Raw genomic sequence first — 23,559 nt, forward strand, 5'->3', positions numbered from 1 at the left:
AGCTCACGGTGCCCCGGCGGCCTCGCCGGGGCACCTTATTGCGTTGTATCTGGACGATCGGTGGATTGACGGTCACCCCGGGTTCTGCCATGCTTCGAGCCATCCAGTCGGTGGGGGAAGTCCGGTCGAAGTCCGGCGCTGACCCGCAACGGTAGGCGCGCCATCAGTGGCGCGCGAGCCCGAGTACCCGTTGACTGGCCGCCCCCTTGTTCCTCCCGTCGTGGTCTACGGGATAGAACCGCAGGTGACGGACACCGACGACGATCTCAGCTCCCGGTACCCCGCCCGCGATTCACGCCCTTGGCCCGGCCTGTGCTGAAAGGCCGCTCCATGCCCTCCAACCAACCCGCTGCCCGCTCGCGGCGCTACGCCGCCCGCGGCGCCGTCGCCCTGGTGGCCGCCGCGGTCACCGTCGCCTTCGCCGCCCCGGCCTCGGCCGCCGAACCCGACGGCGGCACCGCCGCCGGATGGCTCGCCGCCCAAGCCGACGGCCCGCACTTCGGCGAGCCGGGCGTCACCGCCGACGCCGTCATGGCGTTCGTGGCCGCCGACTCCGCGTCGGCCGCGACGAAGTCCGCGATCGAGTGGCTGGACGACCCGGCCGTGATCGACCCCTATATCGGTACCGGCTCCGACCGCTCGGCGGCGAAGGTCGCCAAGATCCTGTTGGCCGCCAAGGCCGCTGGCGCGGAGTCCACGCTGGGTGGGGTCGACCTAGAGAAGGTGCTGCGCGACCTTGAAGGTGACGATGGCCTTTTCACCGGTGGCTTCACCAGCGTTCTGGGCCAGTCGCTCGCCATCTTGAGTTTGGACCGCACCTCTGAGGGCGTTTCGTCCAAGGCGGTGGAAGCGTTGGAGAAGGGACAGTGCGCCGACGGCTCGTTCAAGTTCACGTTCGGCAGCTGCGATGACGCCAATGCCCCTGGCGATGTCGACGCAACCGGTTACGCGGCCTCGGCACTCTTGGCCGCCAGCCCTGGCAGCGCCTCCGACAACGCTCTGGACTGGCTGGAGAGCCAGCAGAAGGACAACGGCTCCTTCGTCGCCGGATACCCCGGCGCACCGGAGAACACCAACTCCACCGCGATGGCCGCGCAGGCGCTTGCGTCCGGTGGACGCGACGCGGCCGCCGAGAAAGCCCGCGGCTTCATCTCCAGCCTGCAAAACGGCTGCGACGCCGCCGAAGGCAACCGTGGCGGCGTCGCCTACGACGCCTCCGGTTTCGACCCCGACAACGCGGTCATGGCCACCGTGCAAGCGGTCCCGGCGCTGACCGGCGAGGGACTCGTCGAACTGGACCCCTCCGATGACAAGACCGACGTGCCCACCCTGGACTGCTCCAACGGCGGTGACGGAGACGGCGACGGCAATGGTGATGGAAACGGTGACGGTTCCGGCGACGGCGACTCGGCCGGACAGCTGCCGGTCACCGGCAACGCGCTGACCCTGCCGATCGCGCTGGGTGGCGCGGCGGTGCTGGCCGGTGCCGTGCTCGTGTTCGTCTCGCGCCGTAACCGTGCCGGGAAGCAGTCGTCATGACCCGCATGCGTTTCGGCCTGCGGCACCTGGCCGCGATACTGGGCCTGACCGTCGCCGCGTTGCCACCGGTCGTCCTCGCCGACGCCCCGGCCGCGCACGCGGCGGTGTGCTCGCCGGGCTCGGGCGTCAGCGTCATCGTCGACTTCGGAGCACTTGGGTCGGTGAAGTCCGGTTGCGCGTCCGGGGCACCGTCCACCGGCCTGAAAGCCTTGAGCGGTGCGGGTTTCAGCTACAGCTACGTACCCGGCCAGACCGGGATGGTCTGCCGCATCAACAGCCTGCCCGACCCGTGCCCCTCGGGCGGCCCGCCGGTGGACAAGTACTGGTCCTACTGGGTCGCCGAGCGCGGCGGCACCTGGAAGTACAGCTCAAAGGGCGCCGGGAACCGCACCCCACCCGTGGGCAGTGTGGACGGTTGGGCCTTCGGTGCCGGGAAACCGCCCGCGACGGCGCCGCCCGCCAAGGGATCCTCCTCGGGCGGTGGCGGCGACAGCGACGGCGGTGGCGACGGTTCCGGTGACGGCGGCGGCAGTGGCGGTGGCGGAAAGGACGACGGCGGCTCGAAGAAGTCCGGCAAGCCCGGCGACCCCTCGGCGTCCGACAAGAAGAAGGACCGCGACTCGCCCTCGGCCAGCGGCTCGGGCAGCCAGACCGCGCCCGGCGCCGAGGATCCGGCGGCGGACCCCGGTTCGGGCTCCGATGGCTACGACAACGCGTCCAACGTGGGCTCCCAGATGGGCACGGTCGGCGGCATCTTCGGTGCCGGGATCGTGCTGGTGCTGCTGGCGGCACTGGGCTGGCGCACCTGGCAACGCCGACGCGGCGAAACGGAGCCGGTCGAAGCGGCGGAACCGTCCGAATGACGCGTGCCGGGCGGCTGCATCCGGTGGCGTGGTGGGTGTGGGCGGTGTGCCTGGCCACCGCCGCCAGCCGCGTCACCAACCCGTGGCTGCTGCTGATGATCATGGCGGTCGCCGGTTACGTGGTGACCGCCCGCCGCGGCGACGAACCCTGGTCGAACGCCTACCGGGTGTTCCTGATGATCGGGTTCATCGCCATCGGCATCCGGCTGGTGTTCCACATCCTGTTGGGCGGCGTGCAGGGCCCGACGGTGCTGTTCGAGCTGCCGTCGCTGACGCTTCCCGAATGGACGCAAGGGATCCGCATCGGTGGACCCGTCACCCTCGAAGGGGTGCTGTTCGCCGTGTACGACGGGCTGCGGTTGGCGACGCTGCTGGCCTGCGTCGGGGCCGCCAACGCGCTGGCCAGCCCTCGGCGGCTGGTGCGCAGCATGCCCGCCGCGCTGTACGAGGTGAGCGTGGCCGTGGTGGTGGCGCTGACCGTCGCGCCGCAGCTGGTCACCAGTACCCAACGGGTCCACCGGGCCCGGCAGCTGCGCGGCGACACCTCGAAGCGGCCCGGGCACGTGCTGCGGCGCGTGGTGGCGCCGGTGCTGCACGACGCCCTGGACCGGTCGCTGTCGCTGGCGGCGGCGATGGACTGCCGGGGCTATGGACGCAAGACCGGCATCCCGAAACCGGCCCGGCGGGCCACGGCGGCGCTGCTGTTGCTGGGGCTGTTGGGTTTGTGCGTCGGGGCATACGGGCTGCTGGGCGCGCAGACCTCCCCGACGGCCGCGGCCGCGCTGCTGACCGGCGGCGCGGTGCTCGCGGGCGGCGGCATCGTGCTGGCGGCCCGGCGGGTGCCGCGCACCCGCTACCGTCCAGACCCGTTCGGGGTTCGGGAGTGGACGGTCGTGGCCAGCGGGCTGGCCGTGCTCGCGGCGATCATCGTTTCCGAGGTGCTGTCACCGGCCGGCCTCATCGCCGAGACCCAACCGGCTCAGCTGCCGCCGCTGCCGTTGCTGGCGGCACTCGGCATCCTCATCGGACTCGTCCCGGCGGCCGCGGCCCCGGCAACACGCACCGTCGTGACGGCGACGGTGAAACGCGAGGTGGCGGCATGATCGTTTTCGACGACGTCTCGGTTCGCTACCCCGAAGCCGACCACGACGTCCTCAGCCGGGTGAACCTCGAGATACCCGAGGGGGAGCTGTGCCTCGTCGTGGGCGCCACCGGTTCCGGGAAGTCCACACTGCTGTCGTGCGTCAACGGCCTGGTCCCGCACTTCACCGGCGGCGAGGTCACCGGACGCATCACCGTGGACGGACGCTCCACGCGCGACAACCGGCCCGCCGAACTGGCCGACGTCGTCGGCTACGTCGGCCAGGATCCGTTGGCGGGCTTCGTCTCCGAGTACGTCGAGGAGGAGCTGGCCTACGCGATGGAGTCGCTGGGCACCTCCGACGAGGTGATGCGCAAACGAGTCACCGAGACCGTGGACCTGCTGGGGCTGGCCGACCTGCGCGACCGTCCGCTGGGGAGCCTGTCGGCGGGACAGCGGCAGCGCGTCGCCATCGGGGCGGCCCTGACCGCGCAGCCACGGATCCTGGTCCTGGACGAACCGACCTCGGCGCTGGACCCCGGCGCGGCCGAGGAGGTGCTGGCGGCCCTGCACCGGCTCGTCCACGACCTCGGCGTGACGGTGCTGCTGGCCGAGCACCGGCTGGAGCGGGTGGTGCAGTACGCCGACCGCGTCGTCCTGGTGCGCGGCGGCGAAACCGGTGTGACGGCGGGAGAACCGGGGGAGGTGCTGCGGTCGTCGCCGGTGGCGCCGCCGGTGGTGCGACTGGCCAAGGCCATGGCGTGGCCGACCGTCCCGGTGTCGGTGCGGCAGGCCCGGCGAGCGGCCACCGACCTGCGGCAGCGGCTCACGGACACGACCGAGCCCCCACCCCCGAATGCCCCCGCGAACGCCGACCGCCCCTTTGTCGAAGTGCGTCGCCTGACCGTCCGCTACCCCGGAGTCGAAGCGGTGCGCGGCATCGACCTCGACATCGCCGAAGGCGAACGCGTCGCCGTCATGGGCCGCAACGGTTCCGGCAAGTCGAGCCTGCTGTGGGCGATGCAGGGCACCGGACGGCGCGACGCCGGGACGGTACGCGTCGCGGGCCGCGACCCGAAGACGCTCGACCCCCGTGAACGACGCCAGCTCGCCGGGCTGGTGCCCGCCGAACCCACCGACCTGCTGTACGCCGAGACCGTCGCCGCCGAATGCGAACAGGCCGACCGCGAATCGGATGCGCCGCCCGGCCGCTGCCGCGACATCCTGTCCACACTCGTGTCCGATGTCGACCCCGCCACCCACCCCCGGGACCTGTCGGAAGGGCAGCGACTCGCGCTCGCGGTGGCCGTGTCCATGACCGCCGAACCCGCACTGCTGCTCATGGACGAACCCACCCGCGGCCTCGACTACCCCGCCAAAGCCGAACTGGCCACGATGCTGCACGCCCTGTCCGCCACCGGAAAGACCAGCCTCGTCACCACTCACGACGTCGAGTTCGCCGCCGAATACGCCACCCGCGTCATCGTGGTGTCCGACGGCGAGATCGTCGCCGACGGGCCCGCCCGCGACATCGTGACGTCCTCGGCCATCTTCGCCCCACAGGTGTCCAAAGTGCTGGCACCGGCCCCGTACCTGACGGTGTCCGAAGTGGTCCAGGCACTCGGGGAGGTACCGGCATGACGACCCTGCGGCTGCGCTGGGGCACCGCCCTCACCCTGACCGTCGGCGGCCTGTTCGGCGTCGCCGCCGTCGGCTGGCCACTGCTGATCACCCCCTCCTCGCACCTGTCCGAGGGCCTCACCGGCCCGTGGCTGTTCGCCGGGCTGCTGCCGCTGGTCCTGGCCGCGATGCTGGTCCAGATATCCGAAGGCGGCCTCGACGCCAAAGCGGTGGCCATGCTCGGCGTCCTGTCGGCGGTCATCGCCGCGGTGCGGCCGTTCGGCGCCGGAACCGCCGGGGTGGAGACGGTGTTCTTCCTGCTGCTCCTCGCCGGACGGGTCTACGGCCCCGGCTTCGGTTTCGTCCTCGGCAACACCGCGCTGTTCGCCTCGGCGCTGCTGACCGGCGGCGTCGGGCCGTGGCTGCCGTTCCAGATGCTCGGCGCGGCCTTCTTCGCCCTCGGGGCCGGGCTGCTGCCGCGCGCCCGCGGCTGGTGGGAACTCGTCATGCTGTCCGGATACGGCGCGGTCGCGAGCCTGGGCTTCGGCCTGATGCTGAACCTGTCGTTCTGGCCGTACGCGGTCTCCGACGGCTCACCGCTGTCCTATGAGGCCGGCGCCTCGGTCGCCGAGAACCTGTCCCGACTGGTCGCGTTCAACCTGGCCACCTCGCTGGGCTGGGACATCGGCCGGGCCATCACCACGACCGTCCTCATCCTCACCTGCGGGCCGGTGCTGCTGCGGGTGTTCCGCCGCGCGGCTCGCAAAGCCCGCTGGCACAACGAGACCCGGCCGGTGCCGCGCGTGGCGGAACCGGCCGGGTCGACAGTCTCGCCGTCCTAGCGGGGCGCGCCGGTGCGGCGGGAACGCTCGCGCAGCTTCGCGTCCAGCTCGACCTTGCGGATCCGGATCGCCTCCGGGGTCACCTCGACGCACTCGTCGCCACGGCAGAACTCCAGCGCCTGCTCCAGCGACAGCTTGCGCGGCGGTACCAGACGCTCCAGCTCCTCGCCCGTGGACTGCCGGACGTTGGTGAGCTTCTTCTCCTTGCAGATGTTGACGTCCATGTCGTCGGCGCGCGAGTTCTCGCCCACGATCATGCCCTCGTAGACCTCGGTGGTCGGTTCCACGAACAGGGTGCCGCGTTCCTGCAGGTTGAACATGGCGTAGCTCGCCGCGACCCCGGAGCGGTCGGCGACCAGCGAACCCGACGGACGGGTGCGCAGCTCCCCGAACCACGGCTCGTAGCTTTCGAAGACGTGGTGGGCGATACCGGTGCCGCGGGTCTCGGTCAGGAACTCGGTGCGGAAGCCGATCAGGCCGCGCGCCGGGATCAGCCACTCCATCCGGATCCAGCCGGTGCCGTGGTTGACCAGCTGCTCCATCCGGCCCTTGCGGGTGGCCAGCAGCTGCGTGATCGCGCCCAGGTACTCGTCGGGGGCGTCGATGGTCAGCCGTTCCACCGGTTCGCAGGTCTTGCCGTCGATCTCACGCGTGACGACCTGCGGCTTGCCGACGGTCAGCTCGAAGCTCTCGCGCCGCATCTGCTCGACCAGGATCGCCAGCGCCAGTTCGCCACGGCCCTGCACCTCCCAGGCGTCGGGACGCTCGGTGGGCAGCACCCGCAGCGACACGTTGCCGATCAGCTCCCGGTCCAGGCGGTCCTTGAGCTGACGGGCGGTCACCTTGGCGCCCTTGACCTTCCCGGTCAGCGGCGAGGTGTTGGTGCCGATGGTCATGGAGATCGCCGGTTCGTCCACCCGGATCAGTGGCAGCGGCTCGGGGTGTTCGGCGTGGGCGAGGGTCTCGCCGATCATGATCTCGGGGATACCGGCCACGGCGATGATGTCGCCCGGGCCGGCCTCGGCGGCGGGCTTGCGCTCCAGGCCCTCGGTCATGAGCAGCTCCGAGACCCGCACCTTGGCGACGGTCCCGTCGGTGCGGCACCAGGCCACGGTCTCACCCTTGTGGATCGTTCCCTGCCGCACCCGGCACAGCGCCAGCCGTCCCAGGAACGGGGACGCGTCCAGGTTGGTGACGTGCGCCTGCAACGGCGCGCCTTCGTCGAAGGTCGGCGCGGGGACGGTGTCCAGCAGCGTCTGGACCAGCGGCTGCAGGTTCGTCGAATCGGCGGGCACCTGACCGTTGCCGGGTTCCGACAGCGAGGCGATGCCGTCGCGGGCACAGGCGTACACGATCGGGAAGTCGATCTGGGTCTCGTCGGCGTCCAGGTCGAGGAACAGCTCGTAGACCTCGTCGACGACCTCCTTGATGCGGGCGTCGGGCCGGTCGACCTTGTTGATGACCAGGACGATCGGCAGTTTCGCCGCCAGCGCCTTGCGCAGCACGAACCGGGTCTGCGGCAGCGGTCCCTCGGACGCGTCCACCAGCAGCAGCACCCCGTCGACCATGGTCAGGCCGCGTTCGACCTCACCGCCGAAGTCGGCGTGGCCGGGGGTGTCGATGATGTTGATGGTCAGTTCCTGGCCGTCGGGCGTGTGATGGTGCACGGCGGTGTTCTTGGCCAGGATGGTGATGCCCTTTTCCCGTTCCAGGTCCATGGAGTCCATGACCCGGTCGTCCACGTCCGCGCCGGGGCGGAAGGCACCGGCCTGGCGCAGCATGGCGTCGACCAGAGTGGTCTTCCCGTGGTCGACGTGGGCGATGATCGCGACATTGCGCAGGTCAGTGCGTTTTGACATGATGTCCATTCTCGGTTACGGGCGTATCCGGTCGGGAGGCGGGCCGTGTGACCGGCGGCACGCTCGGCGACGGGAAAAATGTATTCATATACCCCAATTGTGCCGTTCGAATCGCCGGAATCGGACGCTTCCGGTCTTTCCTCGCCGTGGCCCGGAGAATCGCGGCGCGGCAACGTACTCTAAAACGTCCACAGTGCTTACGTTTCCGGGGGTGAGGGCCCGCGACCGACTGTGGCGAGTGTCCTATTGTCGGAGTATGTCGGCGTCGGCGACCCAGGTGCGCCTGGGAATCGATTTCGGGACCTCCAACACCATCGCGGTCATGGAACGTCCTGGCCTTCCGGCTACCCCGCTGCTGTTCGACGGTTCCCCGGTGCTGCCCTCGGCCGTGTTCGCCACCGAAGGCAAACTGCTGGTCGGCCGCGACGCCGAGCGCGCCGCCATGTCCGACCCCGCCAGCTTCGAACCGCACCCCAAGCGCTGCATCGCCGACACCACCGTCCTGCTGGGACAGCGGGAGTTCAAGGCCGTCGACCTGGCCGCCGCCGTGCTGGCCCGCGTCGCCGCCGAGGCCCAGCGGGTTGCGGGCGTCATGCCCGGCACCGTGGTGCTCACCCACCCGGCGGGCTGGGCCAACGAGCGGCTGAAGCTGCTGAGCACCGCCGCCTACCAGGCCGGACTGCCGCCGCCGCGCTTCGCCTCCGAACCGGTCGCGGCGGCCACCCACTTCGTCACCCACCTGGGCCACACCTTCCCCGACGGCAGCCACATCGTCGTCTACGACCTGGGCGGCGGCACCTTCGACGTCAGCGTGGTCCGGATGGCGGGGGACAACCTCGAGGTCACCGCGACCGGTGGCCTGCCCGACGTGGGCGGCGTCGACATCGACTTCGCGATCGTGCGGCACCTGGAACAGACCTACCCGGGCGAGGACGGCCAGTGGCGGCGGCTGCGCGAACCCGAAAGCCCCGCCGACCGTCGGCACCGCCGGGGCCTGTGGCGGGACGTGCGCGACGCCAAGGAGATCCTCAGCCGCGAGTCCAACTCGGCCCTGTTCATCCCGGTCCTGGACGTCGACGCGCACCTGACCCGCGAGGAACTCGACACCCTGGCCCGCCCGCTGCTGGCCGAGACCGTCGCGCTCACCATGGACGTCCTGGCCGGAGCCAAGATCGGCATGGACAAGGTCGCGGGCCTGTTCCTGGTGGGCGGCGCCAGCCGGATGCCGCTGTCGTCGACCCTGCTGATGCGCGAGACCCGGATCGCGCCCACCGTCCTGGAACAACCCGAACTCGTGGTGGCCAGCGGCGCCATCGACGCGCCGGGCCGCGAATCCCACGCGAGCCCCGACGGCTCGCCGACCATGATCGCCGCCCTGCCGCCGGTCGTGGTGGAACCGCCGCCGCGTCCGGTGTACCGGGGCGTGGCCAAGGTCCCGACGCGCCCGGCGATCACCCCCGAATCCGAGGTGCTGGCGCAAGCGGTTGTCTCCGTCGACCTCCCCGCCGAAGCCGCGGCACCGCAGGTCGCGGCCGCACCGCCGGTTCCGCAGCAGCGCCCCGCCGAAGCCGACGGCACCGCCGCGCCCCTGGCCTCGGCCACGCCCTCGATCCCGCAGCCGCACCCCGCGGACGCCACTGGCACCGCCGCGCCGCTGGCCGCGGCGATGGCGGCTCCGTCCGGTGTGGCCACCGCCGAACCCGAAGCGGCCCTGCGACAGCCGTCGCCGACGGCCGCCGTGCCCGCCGCCCAGGCCGGGCCGCCCTCGACCGCGATCCCCGCCACCGCACCGCCGCCCCCGGCACCCATGACCACCACTCCGGCCGAAGGCCCCGTGCTGGCGCTTGCGCATGCCCGCGAGGGCCGTCTGGCCGTCGCCCGACCCGACAGCGTCACCGTCTCCACGGTGTCCGGCACCGCGCCCAGCGTCGTACTGCGCGACCACGACGGCCCGGTCGTCGGCGTGCGCTGGTCCACCGAAGCCCCCGGCCTACTGGCCGTCGGCTCCGGCAACACCGTCACGCTGTGGCGCGACAACGACAACGCCTTCGCATCCACGCGCACCATCGCCTGCCCCGACGAGGTGAAACAGCTGAGCTGGTCGGCCACCGGCCTGGCCACCGCGACCGGTACCGAGATCCTGGTGTGGGACCCCGCGACGGGGGAGTGCTCCCGCACCTGGCGCTTCAGCTCCGGCCCCGAAGGCGAACCGCTGCGGGCGCTGGTGTGGAACCACGCGGGCGACCGGCTGGCGGCCGGTGGCTCACTGGGCACCATCAAGGTGTGGCGCACCGGCGAGGACAGCCCGTCCACAGTGCTCAACTGCGCGCCGGTCGGCGTGCGCACGTTGGCGTTCTCTCCCGACGGGGACTGGCTGGTGTCCGGCGACGCCGCCGGCGGCCTGCGCATCTGGCGGCTGAGCGACTCCAGCGACCAGCACCTCAAACAGGCCCACGAGGCGGCGGTTCAGACCGTTGCCTGGTCACCGGACGGGAAACTCATCGCCTCGGGTGGCATCGACAGCCGGGTCCGCTTGTGGGACGCCGGATCGGGCCGCGAACACCGCGTCGGCGAAGGCCATACCGGCACCGTGAACACCCTGTGCTGGAGCACCGACGGCAACCGCGTCATCTCCGGTTCCTCCGACGGCACCGTCCGGCAATGGACCGCCGCCACCGGCGCCGAACTGCCCGAACGGCTCGGCTGAACCTCAGCCCGTCCCGAAGCGTTCGCTCAGCCACTCCAGCTGCCGCTGCGCGTGGTACCCCTCGCCGCCGGAGTGCCCGTTCCACGGCCACACCTCGATGTCCTTCGGTCCCGCCCAACGGTTGTAGGCCGCGAACACCGTCGAGGGTGGACACGTGGTGTCCATGAGGGCCACCGAGTACAGCGCCGGTGCCTGGGCCCGCGACGCGAAACTCATACCCTCGAAGTAGGACAGTGTCGCGAACACCCGCTGCTCCAGATCCCGCTGCGCACCCAGGAACGCGACGAGCTCCGGATACGGGCCGGTGGAGGCGATCTCGCACGAACGCCGGAAGTGACACAGGAACGGCTCGTTGACCAACGCCGCGGCCACCCCCGGCCGCAACGCCGACACCGCCTGCGCGATGCCGCCCCCCTGCGAATGCCCGGACACCACGATCCGCGACTCGTCCACGATGTCCAGTGACGCGGCCACGTCCACCGCCCGCGCCGCGTCGGTGAAGACCCGCCGGTAGTAGTACTCGTCCGGATCCAGGATGCCCTTGGTGAGCATCCCCGGAGCGTGCCCGAACTCGCTGCCGTGCGGGTCACCGGTAACGCCCGACGATGCCGAAGCCGACGCACCCTGCCCCCGCGTGTCCACCACCAGCGTCGCCCACCCGGCGACGGGCCACCGCAGATGCTGGTGCGGAAACCCCCGGCCCCCGTGATACCCGATGTACGTGACCACGCACCCCACCCGGCTCGCCCCGGCCGGAGCGATCAGCCAGGCGTTGATCGGGTCACCATTCCAGCCCGCGAACCGCACGTCCCACACGTCCACCAAGCCCAGATGCCCCGGCTGCGGCGTCAACCGGACGTCCAGCGGATGCCGGTCCGCGACCTCGGAGGTGCGGTCCCAGAACGCGTCGAAGTCCTGGGGCTCATCGGGTTCGGGCCGATAGGCGCGCAGCTCGTCCAGCGGGAAATCGAACAAAGGCATGCACATATTCCTATCACCGCCCCACCGGAACCCACATTCCCGACCTCCATACCCGACATGCACCCGCCGACGGCCACCCGGCAGAATCGCTGCGGGAACTTGAGGAAAGGCAATACGACATGGACGCCGACGCGCAGGGACGCGTACGGAAGGAAATCGCCGAGGCACCGTGGGTCTTCGTGCTGATGTGGCTGGGCTTCCCACTCATCGGCGGGGCACTGCTGTGGGGCCTGAGCCGATTCGTGGACTGGCTGTCAGGCCAGGACTGGGTACCGTTCGAGGGCCTGTTCGACCTCGCGGCCTCGGCCCCGGAGCCCTACCTGACGATCGGGGCGATCGTCGTTGGCGTACTGCTCGGCCTCGGCCTGGCGTTCCTCGGCCACGCCGACAGCCTCAAGGTCACCATCACCGACGACGACATCACCGCCACCCGGGGCGGCAAGTCCAAGAAGGTCGCCACCACCGACGTCACCGGAGCCTTCCGCGACGGCAAATACCTGGTTCTGCTCGGCGCGAACGGCACCGAACTCCTGCGCGAGAAGACCGACATCCCCCGCGAACGCATGCGCCAGGACTTCATCGACTGCGGATTCACCTGGCACGAGGCCGACCCACACGCCGACGAATGGCGACGCTGGGTCGACGGCACCCCGGACCTCCCCAAGGGCGGCAACGCCCTACTGCGCACGCGCACCAAGGAACTGAAGAAAATGGACCCCGACCTCGCCGACATCGACAAGGAACTACGCGACCTCGGCGTCATGGTGCGCTACGACAAGGGCAAGCACTACTGGCGCCTGTCCAACCGCGACTGACCCCACCCGCGAACGGGTCACTTCCGCCGCCGCAGCGCGACCACGAACACGACGGCGCTGACGATCGTGATGGCGACAACCGGGAAGCACCCGAAGGCGGCCTTCCACTGGCCGTCGGTGGCGTCGGGATCCCCTTCGGGCCCGACCGGGGTGTTGGCGACACCGACGATGCCTCCGATGAGGACGATGACGGCGGGATGAGCGCTCGCTGAAGCCCCGCTGGGAGTTGGTCGAGTGTGGTCACGATGAACCTCACGGTTCGCTCGGGAACGGTCACATGGCGGCTGAGGTGAGGCAGTCGCGCAGTTCGGACTGGCTGGCGTTGCCGCCGCTGCAGATGATGGCGACCTTGCGGCCCGCGAGTTGTTCGCGTGACTTCCACAGTGCTGCCATGGCCGCCGCTCCGGCGCCCTCGGCCACCGTGCGGGCGACGGACATCAGCCGCCACTGGGCCTGTTGGATCTCGGCGTCGTCGACCAGCAGGAAATCGGTGAGTCGGTCGCGCAGGATTTCCTGCGGGAGTGTGAAGCCCTCGCCGGTGGCCAGGCCTTCGGCGACGGTTTTGTTGGGGCGGCGCACGCAGTGGCCCTCGCGCCAGGAGTCGTGTGCTGCGGGGGATGCGGACGATTGGACCGCGATCACTTGGCAGGTGGGGTTCATGGTGGCGATGGTGAGGCAGGCGGCGGCCGCGCCGGTGCCGCTGCCCACCGGCACGATGACGGCGTCCAGGCCGGGGGCGGTTTCGCACAGTTCCACATAGGTGGTGGCGACTCCGGCGATCAGGTCGGGTTCGTTGGCGGCCGAGACCAGGCGCATGCCGCGTTGTGAGGCGATGGCTTCGGCGTGTTCGCGTGCCCCTTCGAGGTCGGCGCCCTCGGTGATCAGTTCGGCCCCGAGCCTGCGTACGGCGGCGGCCTTGACCGGGTTGGGGTTGGCGGGCATGGAGATGACGCAGGGGACTCCGAAGGCGCGGGCCGCGTAGGCCATCGACTGGGCGTGGTTGCCGGTGGAGTAGGTGACCACGCCGCGGGCGCGGTCGCTTTCGTTCATGGTGCTCAGGAGGGTGAGTCCGCCGCGCACTTTGAACGCGCCGATGGGTTGCAGGTTCTCGTGTTTGATGAGCACCCGGACGCCGGTGAGTTCGTCGAGGGCGGGGTACGACAGCAGGGGAGTGGGTGCCAGTCGCTCGCGCAGTCGTCGGCGAGCCAGCAGGAAGTCGTTGAAGTCGGGTATCCGCATGAAGCGAGTATCGGCGAGATTCATCGATAGATCAAATGCGAGTTACGGATGAATCCATAGATATCATCGATGGATGTTCGACGAGAACCGGTTGCGCGTCTTCGTCGCCGTGGCCCGGGAAGGGTCGGTGACCGCGGCGGCGGCCAAGCTCCACTACGCGCAACCCTCGGTGAGTCACCATCTCGCCCGGTTGGAGGAGGAGATCGGCGCGCCGTTGGTGTCGCGGCTGGGCCGGGGTATTCGGCTGACCGAGGCGGGGCGGTTGTTCGCCGAGCGGGCCGAGGAGATCCTCGGGCGTATCGACGCGGCCCGTACCGAGCTGGCGTCCCATGCGGGGCTCGTCAACGGTCATGTGCGGTTGGCGGCTTTTCCCACCGCGTTGGCAGCGTTGGTCCCGAGCGCGGCGGGTGCGTTCGCGGACGCGTATCCGGGGGTGGACGTCGACCTCACCGAGGCCGAGCCGCCGCAGGCGATCGCGGCGCTGCGTCGTGGTGAGGTGGACATCTGTCTGGCCTTCCACTATGGCGCGACACCTCCGGCGGACTGGGAGGCGTTGAGTGTGGCGCCGCTGTTCGATGAGCCGGTGTATCTGGTCACGTCGCCGGGCAGCTCGCCCTCCGGGCCGCGCGACGAGTTGGCCAGCTACGCGGACCGGCGCTGGATCGCCGGTTGCGCGCAGTGCCGGGCACACCTGCTGTCGGCCTGCGAAGCCAGCGGTTTCACGCCGTCGGTCGCCTTCGAGACCGACGACTATGTCGCGGTGCAGGCGCTGGTGGCCCAGGGCATGGGGGTCAGCACGCTGCCGGGCCTGGCGCTGCGGGCGCACCGGGATGAGCGGGTGCGGCTCGATTTGCTGCCCGACGACCGGCGCACGGTCGTGGCCTTGACCTACGGTGCCCCCGTCGCAGCTCCGGCACGCGCCTTTCTGGACATCCTCGAAACCGGTCCCGCCGAAACGCGACAGTGGCCGGATTCGTCATTGGACACCGCGTCCGCGCCGTGAATCCGCCCGTGTGGTGGTGTCCGTGACTAGGGTGTCGGTATGTACCTCCTGCGAGTTCCCAGGCCAGGGCGACCTCGCATCGCGCAAAGCCGGGTGATGCTGACGCCGCGTCGGAAGGAGTTGCCATGAAGTCGCTCTCGCACCGCTTCGCTGTGGCCGTCAGCGTGATCGCCGCCCTGGTCGTGGTCACCGCGATCCAGGTTTGCGGCGGCGGCCGTGCCGAGGCCGAAACCTCGGGCTGCGCGACCGACGGCCGGTACCGGGTGTGCACCACCAATCCCGACACGGTCGCGGGCGGGCAGGACTTCACCATCGTCGACGAGGTCCAGCGTCAGATCCGTGGCGCCAAGAAGGGTGGCGAGATCCGCATCGCCATGTACAAGCTGATGCTCAAACGGGTCGCCTACGACCTGGTGGACGCCCAGCGGCGCGGTGTTGACGTCAAGGTCGTGGTCGGCACCAACGACAACCACCCCGACCGCAACGTCGAGGCCGTCCGGATCCTGCGCTCCGGCGGTGTGAAGGTCGTCGAATGCGTCGAAGGCTGCCTGCCCAACCGGGACGGACGGCATCGCGGCGCCATGCACAACAAGTTCCTCATCGTCAGAAGCGCCGGTGGTACGACCGTCACCCAGACCTCGTCGAACCTTTCCAGCCCGCAGACCGAATGGCACCAGAACCTGCTGTCCATACGCGACGACCATGCGCTGTACCGCTACTACCTCGCCTACTGGCAGCGGCTGGCCGCCGGGTCGTGGACCGTCGGCGGCGATACCTGGATCGGCGGCGATCGTTCCGGCAGGGGAGATCACGACATGTCGAGGGCGTATGTCTTCCCGGTGACCTCCGGCGACCCGATCACGGCGATCCTCGACGATGTCACCGACTGCCGCCGCGGCGATGACCGTATCTGGGTCACCCACAACATCACCGAACGCGTCGGCGTGCGCAACCGTCTCATCGAACTGCACAACGCCGGTTGCGATGTCAGGGTGGTGACGGGCAAGACCGACAACGAGGAGTTCATGCAGTCACACGTTCGCGGCCTGGGACATCTGGACGCCGACAAGGTCAGGCGACTTCGCGGCACCCACAACAAGTTCGTCGTCATCGACGCCAAGTACGCGGGCCAATGGCGCAAGGTCGTCGTGACCGGCTCGCACAACTTGAGCTACAGCGCGTTGAAGAACGCCAACGACGTCGTCCTCCGTGTTGTCCACAATGGTGTTGCCGACGAGTATTTCGGCTACTTCAGGCAGCTGTACCAGTCAGCATGACCAACCTCCCATCGCGGGAGCGCGACGGCCGCTAGCCGGTCGCGATCGCGGTCTCGTGCACCGCTAGCCACCGCAGTCCTTCTTCGACCGACACGTCGGCGGTGAGGGTGGCGGTGGTGCGGCGCCGGTTCTCGGTGCCGCTGTGGCGGTGGATCTCGGTGAAGCGGACGACGACCACGTCGCCGCCGCTGGCGAGGATTGTCAGGTCTTCGATGTCGATGGTCATCCCGGGCAGCGCGTTGGCCGCGCCCGTCAGTTCGGTGCCCAGTTCCTCGCGGGAAACGATGTCGCCGTCGCGTCCCACCATGGAGAAGTCGGGGTGTTGCGCGTGCATGATCCGCTGGTAGACCGATGGGGGCGCTTCGGTTCCCAGCCACAGCGCCAGATCCGCGTGCATTTCCTCCACCGCGTGGGCCACGCGGGCGTCGAGTGCGTCCATTCTCGTGACGATACGTGATCTCGCCGGACCCATTGACACGGATGGATCTTCGTCGGTACTGTCCCGAGAAATCGATTACTCAACCGCGAGGTGCTTATGTCTCCTGGGTTTGGGGAGTCCCGGCTCTCCCGTCGCGGACTGCTGCGGGCCTCGGCGCTGGGCCTGGGTGCCCTGGGCGCGGGCTCGCTGACGGCCTGCGCGGGCTCGAACCCCGATGAGCTGGTGTTCTGGCATTTCGTCGGGCCCAGCAGCCCGCAGGGCAAGTGGCAGACCACGATGGTCGACGACTGGAACAAGCACAACAAGGTCCGCATCACCGAACGGTTCGTCCCGTTCGGCGACTACGCCAGCGGCCCGACCCTGCAGACCTCGTTCAGCGCCGACTCCGGCCCGGACATCTTCCTGCTCAGCCCCGGCGACTTCCTGCGCTACCACAACGCGGGCGTCCTGATGGACCTCACGCCGTACCTGCCCCAGTCGGTGCGCGACGACTACCTTCCCGGCACTTTGGACAGCCGCAGCTTCGACGGCAAGGTGTACGGTCTGCCCATCGAAAGCGAACCGTTGGCGCTGTTCTACAGCCACGACGCCTTCGAGAAGGCCGGACTGTCCGAAGCCGACGTTCCCGCCAACTGGGACCAGATGCTGGACGTGGCCGACAAACTCACCACCGACCGCCGCTTCGGGCTGCTGTTCGAGACCAACCCCGGCTACTACCAGAACTTCACCTGGTACCCGTTCCTGTGGCAGGGCGGCGGATCGCCGGTGTCCAAGGACCAGAAGAGCGGCCGCTTCGACTCCAAGGCCACCGTGGACGCGCTCGCGCTGTGGCAGGACAGCATCAACCGCCGGGTCGCTCCCACCCTGCCGCAGGGCTCGGGCGGCATGGACACCATCAGCAACCTCGGCAACGGCTACTGCGCCATGCAGCAGACCGGCGTGTGGGGAGTCGGCGAGCTCGGCATCCAGTTGCCGGACTTCAAGTTCGGGGTGGCGCCGCTGCCGAAACCGCCGGGCGGCAAGGACATCACCACCGCGGGCGGCTGGGCCCTGGTCGCCAACGTGCGCGGCCGCAACCCCGAGGCCGCCGCCGAGTTCATCGCCTGGGCGCTGGGCAGCGACGAGGACGACTGCGTCGAACGGGGACGCCAGCTCAACACCGTCATCAAGAAGAACCTGCCGGTGCGCCGCAGCGTCCGCGACCTCGCCGAGAAGTCCGGCGACATCGACACCGACAACTACCGGAAGTTCGTGGAGGAGATCGCCCCGATCGCGGTCGGCGAACCCCGCTACCCGGTGGAGATCTACCGGAGCATCTCGGACGCCATCCAGGCCTGCCAGCTGGACGGCGCCGACCCGGCCACCGTCGCGGCGGACACGGACGAGCAGATCCAGACGTTCGTGTCCACATACGAAGGAGCGTCGATCCTGTGACCACCAGCAATCTCACCCGCATCGTGCCCCGGCGCCGCCCCGGCGAGGCCCGCGCCGGATACGGCTTCATCGCCCTGGACGGCCTGGGACTGATCGTCTTCGTCGCCGGGCCCGCTCTGCTGGCCCTCGTCATCGGACTGTTCGACGTGGACGGATTCGGCAAGATCGAGTTCGCCGGATTCGACAACTTCGCGCTGATGGCGGGGGACAAGCTGCTGTGGAAGTGCGTCGGCATCACCGCGATCTTCACGGCGATTTTCGTGCCCACCGCCTTCGTGGTGAGCCTGTGCCTGGCCCTGGTGGTCAAGAACCCCTATCCCGGCGTCGGTCTGGTGCGCGCGGCGCTGTTCCTGCCGCAGGTGATCAGCCTGGTCGTCATCGGCGTCATGTGGAAGTTCCTGCTCACCGACAAGACCGGGGTGGTGTCGGGGATCCTCAGCCCGCTGGGCCTCGGCGACACCTCGTGGCTGGGTGACCCGTGGCTGGCGCTGCCGACGGTGGCCTTCATCAGCGTGTGGTTCCTGATGGGCTACCAGATGCTGATCTTCCTGGCCGGACTGCAGGACATCCCGAACGAACTCTACGATGCCGCCACAGTGGACGGCGCCAACGCGTGGCAGCGGTTCTGGAACGTCACCTGGCCGTGTCTGCGCCCCACCAGCTTCTTCGTGCTCGTCACCTCGATGGTCAACGCGATCGCCGGGACGCTGGCCTTCGACATCATCTACGTGCTCACCAAGGGCGGCCCGGCCAACTCCACGTCCACGGTCATCTTCTACGCCTACCAGCAGGCGTTCACGTACGGCAGGTTCGGCTACGCGGCGGCGATCTGCGGATTCGTCGTGGCCGTGCTGATCCTGCTCACCGGCGCGATGTTCGCCGCCACCCGCGGAGGTCGATTCAATGACGCGTGACCGTGCCCAACCCCGGGCCCCGATCACCTGGCTGTCCATCGTGGGCTACCTGCTGGCGCTCGTGACCGCGCTGCCCATCCTGTGGATGGTGCTGGCCGCCTTCCGCCCCAAGGGCGACGTGTTCGCGCTGACCTGGCCGACAAACCTGACCACCGAGAACTTCACCTACGTGCTGACCGAGGTCCCGTTCCCGGTCTACCTCGGCAACAGCGCCCTGGTGTCCATCGTGGTCACCGTGATCGCGCTGTTCCTGCACACCATGGCCGGATACGCGCTGGCCCGGTTGCGGTTCCCCGGCCGGGGCCTGGCCTTCGGTCTGGTGATCGCGACGCTGTTGATCTCGCTGCCGGTGATCCTGGTGCCGCTGTTCATGGTGACCGAGGTACTGGGCATGGTGAACACCTACGCGGGCCTGATCGTGCCCAGCATCTTCAACGCCTTCGGCGTGTTCCTGTTGCGGCAGTTCTACCTCAGCCTTCCCACCGACCTGGAGGACGCCGGTCGCCTGGACGGCTGCGGCCACCTGCGGCTGTACTGGCACATCGTGCTGCCGTTGAGCCGCCCCATCATGGCGTCGCTGGCGGTGCTGTTCTTCCTGGCGAACTGGAACTCCTTCGTGTGGCCGCTGACCGTGGCCCAGGACGAGAACCTGCGCGTCGTGCAGGTCGGGATCAACTCGCTGCAAGGACAATATGGACAGGACTACCAGTACGTGCTGGCCGGGTCGGTCCTGGCCGCGATCCCGACGGTGATCGTGTTCCTCATCGGACAACGCAGGATCGTCGACTCACTGAAGACAACCGGATTGAAATAGGAGGAACCTCGTGCGGGAATCGGCATACGGACAGTTCGGCTCGAGCCTGCGGGACCTGCCCAGGCTGCGCAACTCACGACGGGGCCGGGCGTCGAGCTGGGACACCACCGGCGGCAACGACGACCGGGTCACCGTGGAGCCGGGCGAGACGGTGACGCTGGCCGACCTGCGCGGCCCCGGGGCGATCACCCACATCTGGTGCACCACGATGCTGGAGACTCCGGACGGACCCTGGGCGGTCGAGACCGACTTCCTGCGGCGCCTGGTCCTCAAGATCACCTGGGACGACGCCGACCACCCCAGCGTCCTGGTGCCGCTGGGGGACTTCTTCGGCGTCGGACACGGCCGCACCGCGAACTTCTCCTCGGCGCCACTGCAGATGAGTCCACAGGACGGCAAGGGCTTCAACAGCTGGTTCGCCATGCCCTACGCGCAGGGTGCCAAAGTCGAGCTCATCAGCGAACTGGAGCAACAGAAGGTCTTCTTCTACTACTACGTCGACTACGAGTCGTACGCCCGCGCTGAGGACGACCTGGGCTACTTCCACGCCCAGTGGCACCGCGAGAACCCCACCGACGGACAGCCGCGCGGCGAGTCCACCGTGCCGCAGCACCTGTTCGAGGGCCCCAACCTGACCGGCGAGGGCAACTACGTGATCCTGGACGCGACCGGCCGCGGCCACTACGTCGGCTGTGTGTTCAACGTGCACAACCTGTCCGACAGCACCGACTGGGACTGGTACGGCGAGGGCGACGACATGATCTTCATCGACGGCGAACCCTGGCCGCCGAGGCTGCACGGCACCGGAACCGAGGACTACTTCAACACCTCCTGGTGCCCGACCCAGACCTACCACGCCCCGTACCACGGCATCACGCTGCCGGGCCGCGACAACTGGAAGGGCCAGATCTCGATGTACCGGTTCCACATCGAGGATCCGGTGCTGTTCAACGAGTCCATCAAGGTCACCATCGAGCACGGCCACGCCAACAAACGCTGTGACGACATCTCCTCGGTGGCGTACTGGTACCAGACGCTGCCGCACCGGCCGTTCGACCTGGCACCCGTCGCGCAACGGCTGCCGCGCTCGGAGTGACGGACACCCGAAGCGGCTGAGGGCGGGCCGCCGAGCCCGCCTTCAGTCCGCCAGCTTCTGCTGGTGCGCCAGGAAATGCGCGACGTCGCTCGTGGCCGGGTAGAGCTCGCGATAGTGCCGGTAGAACGCGTCGTACGCCTCCGCCCGCGCCGGATCCGGCCGTACGGTCGCGGTCACGGGGTTCCACGCCGCCAGGTCGACGTCGAGGCCGAGCCCGTGCGCGGCCAGCATCGCGTCGCCCAGGCAGGCGCCGATGGTGTGCGACGGGATGTCCTGTGCCTGATTGGTCACATCGGACACGATCTGCGTCCACAGTCCACCCTTGGTGCCGCCGCCGACGGCCACCAGCCGCTCGATCGAACCGTGCGCCGAGGCCATGGTCTCCAGGTTGTGCCGCACCCCGTGGGCGATCCCCTCCAGCGCCGCCCGGTACAGCTCCGCCGGTCCATGCGCCAGCGTCAGCCCCGCGATCACGCCCCGGGCCTCCGGATCGAAGATCGGGGTACGTTCGCCCGCGAAGTACGGCAACAGCAGCAGTCCCCGGCTCCCGGCCGGGACCGTGGCCGCCGCCGCGGTCAGCTCGGCGAAGTCGCCGCCGACCAGCCGCCGCAGCCAGTCGGTGACCGACCCGGAGGTGGCCATGCCCGCCGCCAGTGAGAACGTGCCCGGCATCGCGCCGCTGGTGGTCCACAGTCCCCGATGCGGTCGCGGATCGGCGGCCACGTTGACGATGAACATGGTGGTGCCGTACATGACCATGGTCTCGCCGGGCTCGCGCACCCCGACGCTGACCGACTCGGCCCACGCGTCCACCGTGCCCGCCATGACCGGCAGATCCCGGGGCAGCCCGGTCGCGGCGGCGGCCGTGGCCGACACCGCACCCACCACCTCGCCGGGCCAGGCCAGCCGTGGCAGCGCCAGCCCCGGCGCCACCTTCTCGGCCCAGTCACGCGCCCAGCCGAAGGACCGCTGATCGTAGAGCGGGTCGCACTGGCTGGCCGAATGATGGTCCAGCACGTACTCGCCGGTGAGCCGGTGCACCAGATAGGAACTGGCCATCAACAGCTTCTCGGTGCGCCGCCACACATCCGGCTCGTGCTTGGCCAGCCAGCGGATCTTGGGGCCGACGGCCTGACTGGACAGGGGAGTACCGCCCCGCTCCATGATGGCCTCGGCCCCGAACTCGGCGTCGAGCTCGTCGATCTCGGCGCTGGCACGGGTGTCGACCCCGTACAGGATCGCCGGACGCAACGGACGGCCGTCGCCGTCGGCGGGCAGCAGCACCGGACCGATACCGCTGGTGGCCAGCCCCGCGATGTCGCGGCCGTCGACGTGTTCCAGCAACCGGCCGACCAGGTACCGGAAGTCGTCCCACCACACCGTCTCGGCGTCGTGCTCGAACCAACCCGGGTGCGGGGTGGCGGTCTCGTGGGCGCGTTCGGCGCGGGCCAGGATCGACCCGCGCCGGTCCACCGCGACCGCCTTGGAACTGGACGTGCCGATGTCGACGCCCAGCAGTATCGCGTTGTCGCCGGTCACGGTCAGTCCCTCGTGAACTCGTCGAGACTGATGCCCATCAGCTCGCACACCGTCCGCAGCTCGGCGCGCCGGTCACCGGGCACGGCGTGGATGTGGTTGGCGCCGAACCGGGACAGGAAGGTCGCGGCGGGCGCGTGGATGCGTGCCCACGCGTGCGGCCACTCCGGTGTGGAGCGTCGCATCATCTCGGTGTTGACCTCGTCGTCGAATTCCTGGAACTCACCGTGCATCAGCTGCATCCGGTACTTTCCGTCCAGTCTGGTCAACCGCGCCAGCGTCATCTCGCCGGGGGCGGCGATGTGGTGCACCGAGGCGCCGCCGGCGGGGAAGAAGAACACCTCGGGGTACAGGTGCACCCGGGCCAGGTTGACGGCCGGATCGTCGCTGCGGGCGGCGTACCAGGTCGCGTGCTGCCCGGAGTTGCACAGGTCCCACACGTCCCGGTCGGCGTGGTAGTGCCGCACGTCGGCGAACAGCACCGGCGTGCCGGTGATCCCCTTCAGCAGCTGCATCGTCAGCGCGCCGTCCATGTCGGCCTCGGTGGCGCACACGTGCGGCGCCTTGGGGCCGTTCCAGTCGTAGGGGTCGTTGAGGAACGCCTCGGCGATGTCCATGGTGGCGAAGTACTGGGTCAGTTCCGGCTGCCCCTTGATACCGGTGAAGTCGAGGTTCCACTCCTCGATCAGCTCCCGCATCGCCATATAGGAGCCGATCTGCCGCTCCAGCAGCTCGGGCGTGAGCTTCTTGCCGTCATAGTGGACGTTGGCGTTGGTCTCCAGCCATTCCCGGGCGTGCTTCTTCTCGGACGCGTCGGCCAGCTCCGCGCGGCGCACGATCTCGTACTGGTCGATCTCCTCCACGTCGATGCCGAACTCGCGCTGCCACTGGTCGGTGTTGGCCACGGCGGTGTACATGCCCATCGGACGACCGCCGATCCGGCCGAAGGTGGAACCGCGCAGGCTCGACACCGCCGCCGCGGCGCTGGCCCGCACCCCGATCGCGTCGATGAGTTCGGTGTCGTCCGCGTCGCCCCACAGCCGGGTGTGCTCGCGGCCGATCTGGTCCAGCGCGCCACCGGCGGCCAGCATGCCCACCATGCCCGGCTGCGCCGGGTCGATGGTGGACAACAGCAGCAGCGGACCGGGGGAGGCGTCGGCGGCCAGCATCGTGAAATGCGGGAACGCCCACACCGCGTAGTGCAGCACGGTCAGGTCGACGCCCCGGGCCGCCACCCGGCGCGCCACCGCGGTGGCCACGGTGTTGGACGTGACCTGCTCCTCGCCCCGGATCACCTCGTGCCCGGCGGCTTCCAGGCTCGCGACCAGGCGATCCTCGTAACCGGCGATGAAGTCGCCGATGTCCTTTTGCACGTACTCACGGCCGTCCGAAATGCTGATCACGCCAATGCGCGCCACGTGTCCTCCTGTGCCGGGGGCCGGTGCCCGAGGCGATCCGGCCGAGCGTCCAGAAATCGATTACTCCGCACGTTATGCTCTT

At 69.5% G+C, this 23,559-nt stretch carries 19 protein-coding genes and 1 riboswitch; of the genes, 13 read left to right on the forward strand and 6 right to left on the reverse strand.

The window, feature by feature from the left end; genetic code table 11:
- The first annotated feature begins 91 nt into the window (after positions 1 to 91).
- Positions 92 to 209, forward strand: a riboswitch (cobalamin riboswitch).
- A 121-nt stretch (positions 210 to 330) separates the two neighbouring features.
- The 5 genes from SNAS_RS15325 to SNAS_RS15345 are packed head-to-tail and all read left to right on the forward strand — an operon-like array spanning position 331 to position 5,945.
- Positions 331 to 1,539, forward strand: coding sequence for an LPXTG cell wall anchor domain-containing protein (locus SNAS_RS15325; RefSeq protein ID WP_013018350.1), 1,209 nt, complete (start codon positions 331 to 333; stop codon positions 1,537 to 1,539).
- Positions 1,536 to 2,402, forward strand: coding sequence for a hypothetical protein (locus SNAS_RS36235; RefSeq protein ID WP_013018351.1), 867 nt, complete (start codon positions 1,536 to 1,538; stop codon positions 2,400 to 2,402). Before SNAS_RS15325 ends, SNAS_RS36235 begins: the two co-directional genes overlap by 4 nt.
- Entirely contained in the window at positions 2,399 to 3,505 is a 1,107-nt protein-coding gene (locus tag SNAS_RS15335) for a CbiQ family ECF transporter T component (protein ID WP_013018352.1), read from the forward strand. The genes SNAS_RS36235 and SNAS_RS15335 overlap by 4 nt, the downstream gene beginning before the upstream one ends.
- Entirely contained in the window at positions 3,502 to 5,124 is a 1,623-nt protein-coding gene (locus SNAS_RS15340) for an ABC transporter ATP-binding protein (protein WP_013018353.1), read from the forward strand. Before SNAS_RS15335 ends, SNAS_RS15340 begins: the two co-directional genes overlap by 4 nt.
- Positions 5,121 to 5,945: an ECF transporter S component gene (locus SNAS_RS15345; RefSeq protein ID WP_013018354.1), complete on the forward strand. Its 825-nt coding sequence runs from the start codon at positions 5,121 to 5,123 to the stop codon at positions 5,943 to 5,945. The genes SNAS_RS15340 and SNAS_RS15345 overlap by 4 nt, the downstream gene beginning before the upstream one ends.
- Here the strand turns inward: SNAS_RS15345 and typA are convergent.
- Positions 5,942 to 7,804, reverse strand: a complete 1,863-nt coding sequence (typA, locus tag SNAS_RS15350; protein WP_013018355.1) for a translational GTPase TypA — start codon at positions 7,802 to 7,804, stop codon at positions 5,942 to 5,944. The two genes, SNAS_RS15345 and typA, sit on opposite strands and share 4 nt — an antisense overlap.
- Before the next feature lie 256 nt (positions 7,805 to 8,060).
- Here typA and SNAS_RS35145 point away from each other — a divergent pair, with 256 nt between their 5' ends.
- The gene (locus SNAS_RS35145; RefSeq protein ID WP_013018356.1) at positions 8,061 to 10,511 is read left to right on the forward strand and encodes an Hsp70 family protein; all 2,451 of its coding nucleotides are present in this window, start codon (positions 8,061 to 8,063) and stop codon (positions 10,509 to 10,511) included.
- A gap of 3 nt (positions 10,512 to 10,514) precedes the next feature.
- On the opposite strand, the gene SNAS_RS15360 is transcribed toward SNAS_RS35145, so the two are convergent.
- Positions 10,515 to 11,492 carry an acetylxylan esterase gene (locus SNAS_RS15360; protein WP_013018357.1) on the reverse strand — a complete coding sequence of 326 codons (978 nt, stop codon included), beginning with the start codon at positions 11,490 to 11,492 and terminating at the stop codon, positions 10,515 to 10,517.
- Positions 11,493 to 11,611: 119 nt separating this feature from the next.
- Here SNAS_RS15360 and SNAS_RS15365 point away from each other — a divergent pair, with 119 nt between their 5' ends.
- The gene (locus SNAS_RS15365; RefSeq protein ID WP_013018358.1) at positions 11,612 to 12,307 is read left to right on the forward strand and encodes a YqeB family protein; all 696 of its coding nucleotides are present in this window, start codon (positions 11,612 to 11,614) and stop codon (positions 12,305 to 12,307) included.
- Positions 12,308 to 12,580: 273 nt separating this feature from the next.
- Here the strand turns inward: SNAS_RS15365 and SNAS_RS15370 are convergent, their stop codons facing one another.
- Positions 12,581 to 13,546 carry a threonine ammonia-lyase gene (locus SNAS_RS15370; protein WP_041624928.1) on the reverse strand — a complete coding sequence of 322 codons (966 nt, stop codon included), beginning with the start codon at positions 13,544 to 13,546 and terminating at the stop codon, positions 12,581 to 12,583.
- Between the two features lie 73 nt (positions 13,547 to 13,619).
- On the opposite strand from SNAS_RS15370, the gene SNAS_RS15375 reads away from it, so the two are divergent.
- Complete coding sequence (locus SNAS_RS15375) at positions 13,620 to 14,549, forward strand: LysR family transcriptional regulator (RefSeq protein WP_013018360.1); 930 nt, start codon at positions 13,620 to 13,622, stop codon at positions 14,547 to 14,549.
- 125 nt (positions 14,550 to 14,674) lie between these two features.
- A complete protein-coding gene (locus SNAS_RS15380; protein ID WP_013018361.1) occupies positions 14,675 to 15,826 on the forward strand; it encodes a phospholipase D-like domain-containing protein in 1,152 nt (383 codons plus the stop codon).
- Positions 15,827 to 15,857: 31 nt separating this feature from the next.
- On the opposite strand, the gene SNAS_RS15385 is transcribed toward SNAS_RS15380, so the two are convergent.
- Positions 15,858 to 16,265, reverse strand: a complete 408-nt coding sequence (locus tag SNAS_RS15385) for a DUF4440 domain-containing protein (RefSeq protein ID WP_013018362.1) — start codon at positions 16,263 to 16,265, stop codon at positions 15,858 to 15,860.
- 96 nt (positions 16,266 to 16,361) lie between these two features.
- On the opposite strand from SNAS_RS15385, the gene SNAS_RS15390 reads away from it, so the two are divergent.
- The 4 genes from SNAS_RS15390 to SNAS_RS15405 are packed head-to-tail and all read left to right on the forward strand — an operon-like array spanning position 16,362 to position 20,523.
- Positions 16,362 to 17,699 (forward strand): ABC transporter substrate-binding protein, encoded by a 1,338-nt coding sequence (locus SNAS_RS15390; protein ID WP_013018363.1) that lies wholly within the window; start codon positions 16,362 to 16,364, stop codon positions 17,697 to 17,699.
- Positions 17,696 to 18,613, forward strand: a complete 918-nt coding sequence (locus SNAS_RS15395; protein WP_013018364.1) for a carbohydrate ABC transporter permease — start codon at positions 17,696 to 17,698, stop codon at positions 18,611 to 18,613. The genes SNAS_RS15390 and SNAS_RS15395 overlap by 4 nt, the downstream gene beginning before the upstream one ends.
- Positions 18,603 to 19,427 carry a carbohydrate ABC transporter permease gene (locus SNAS_RS15400; RefSeq protein ID WP_013018365.1) on the forward strand — a complete coding sequence of 275 codons (825 nt, stop codon included), beginning with the start codon at positions 18,603 to 18,605 and terminating at the stop codon, positions 19,425 to 19,427. Before SNAS_RS15395 ends, SNAS_RS15400 begins: the two co-directional genes overlap by 11 nt.
- A gap of 10 nt (positions 19,428 to 19,437) precedes the next feature.
- The gene (locus SNAS_RS15405) at positions 19,438 to 20,523 is read left to right on the forward strand and encodes a glycoside hydrolase family 172 protein (protein ID WP_013018366.1); all 1,086 of its coding nucleotides are present in this window, start codon (positions 19,438 to 19,440) and stop codon (positions 20,521 to 20,523) included.
- A gap of 42 nt (positions 20,524 to 20,565) precedes the next feature.
- Here the strand turns inward: SNAS_RS15405 and SNAS_RS15410 are convergent, their stop codons facing one another.
- Positions 20,566 to 22,062 carry an FGGY-family carbohydrate kinase gene (locus SNAS_RS15410; protein ID WP_013018367.1) on the reverse strand — a complete coding sequence of 499 codons (1,497 nt, stop codon included), beginning with the start codon at positions 22,060 to 22,062 and terminating at the stop codon, positions 20,566 to 20,568.
- 2 nt (positions 22,063 to 22,064) lie between these two features.
- Positions 22,065 to 23,477 carry an L-fucose/L-arabinose isomerase family protein gene (locus tag SNAS_RS15415; RefSeq protein WP_013018368.1) on the reverse strand — a complete coding sequence of 471 codons (1,413 nt, stop codon included), beginning with the start codon at positions 23,475 to 23,477 and terminating at the stop codon, positions 22,065 to 22,067.
- Positions 23,478 to 23,559: the final 82 nt, after the last annotated feature.

Source organism: Stackebrandtia nassauensis DSM 44728 (assembly GCF_000024545.1).
In the GTDB taxonomy this organism is placed as follows: domain Bacteria; phylum Actinomycetota; class Actinomycetes; order Mycobacteriales; family Micromonosporaceae; genus Stackebrandtia; species Stackebrandtia nassauensis.

What these genes read in the sequence shown, in the direction of transcription:
- SNAS_RS15325 (WP_013018350.1), top strand. Translation starts at nt 331, where the DNA reads ATGCCCTCCAACCAACCCGCTGCCCGCTCGCGGCGCTACGCCGCCCGC.
- SNAS_RS36235 (WP_013018351.1), top strand. Translation starts at nt 1,536, where the DNA reads ATGACCCGCATGCGTTTCGGCCTGCGGCACCTGGCCGCGATACTGGGC.
- SNAS_RS15335 (WP_013018352.1), top strand. Translation starts at nt 2,399, where the DNA reads ATGACGCGTGCCGGGCGGCTGCATCCGGTGGCGTGGTGGGTGTGGGCG.
- SNAS_RS15340 (WP_013018353.1), top strand. Translation starts at nt 3,502, where the DNA reads ATGATCGTTTTCGACGACGTCTCGGTTCGCTACCCCGAAGCCGACCAC.
- SNAS_RS15345 (WP_013018354.1), top strand. Translation starts at nt 5,121, where the DNA reads ATGACGACCCTGCGGCTGCGCTGGGGCACCGCCCTCACCCTGACCGTC.
- typA (WP_013018355.1), bottom strand. Translation starts at nt 7,804, where the DNA reads ATGTCAAAACGCACTGACCTGCGCAATGTCGCGATCATCGCCCACGTC.
- SNAS_RS35145 (WP_013018356.1), top strand. Translation starts at nt 8,061, where the DNA reads ATGTCGGCGTCGGCGACCCAGGTGCGCCTGGGAATCGATTTCGGGACC.
- SNAS_RS15360 (WP_013018357.1), bottom strand. Translation starts at nt 11,492, where the DNA reads ATGCCTTTGTTCGATTTCCCGCTGGACGAGCTGCGCGCCTATCGGCCC.
- SNAS_RS15365 (WP_013018358.1), top strand. Translation starts at nt 11,612, where the DNA reads ATGGACGCCGACGCGCAGGGACGCGTACGGAAGGAAATCGCCGAGGCA.
- SNAS_RS15370 (WP_041624928.1), bottom strand. Translation starts at nt 13,546, where the DNA reads ATGCGGATACCCGACTTCAACGACTTCCTGCTGGCTCGCCGACGACTG.
- SNAS_RS15375 (WP_013018360.1), top strand. Translation starts at nt 13,620, where the DNA reads ATGTTCGACGAGAACCGGTTGCGCGTCTTCGTCGCCGTGGCCCGGGAA.
- SNAS_RS15380 (WP_013018361.1), top strand. Translation starts at nt 14,675, where the DNA reads ATGAAGTCGCTCTCGCACCGCTTCGCTGTGGCCGTCAGCGTGATCGCC.
- SNAS_RS15385 (WP_013018362.1), bottom strand. Translation starts at nt 16,265, where the DNA reads ATGGACGCACTCGACGCCCGCGTGGCCCACGCGGTGGAGGAAATGCAC.
- SNAS_RS15390 (WP_013018363.1), top strand. Translation starts at nt 16,362, where the DNA reads ATGTCTCCTGGGTTTGGGGAGTCCCGGCTCTCCCGTCGCGGACTGCTG.
- SNAS_RS15400 (WP_013018365.1), top strand. Translation starts at nt 18,603, where the DNA reads ATGACGCGTGACCGTGCCCAACCCCGGGCCCCGATCACCTGGCTGTCC.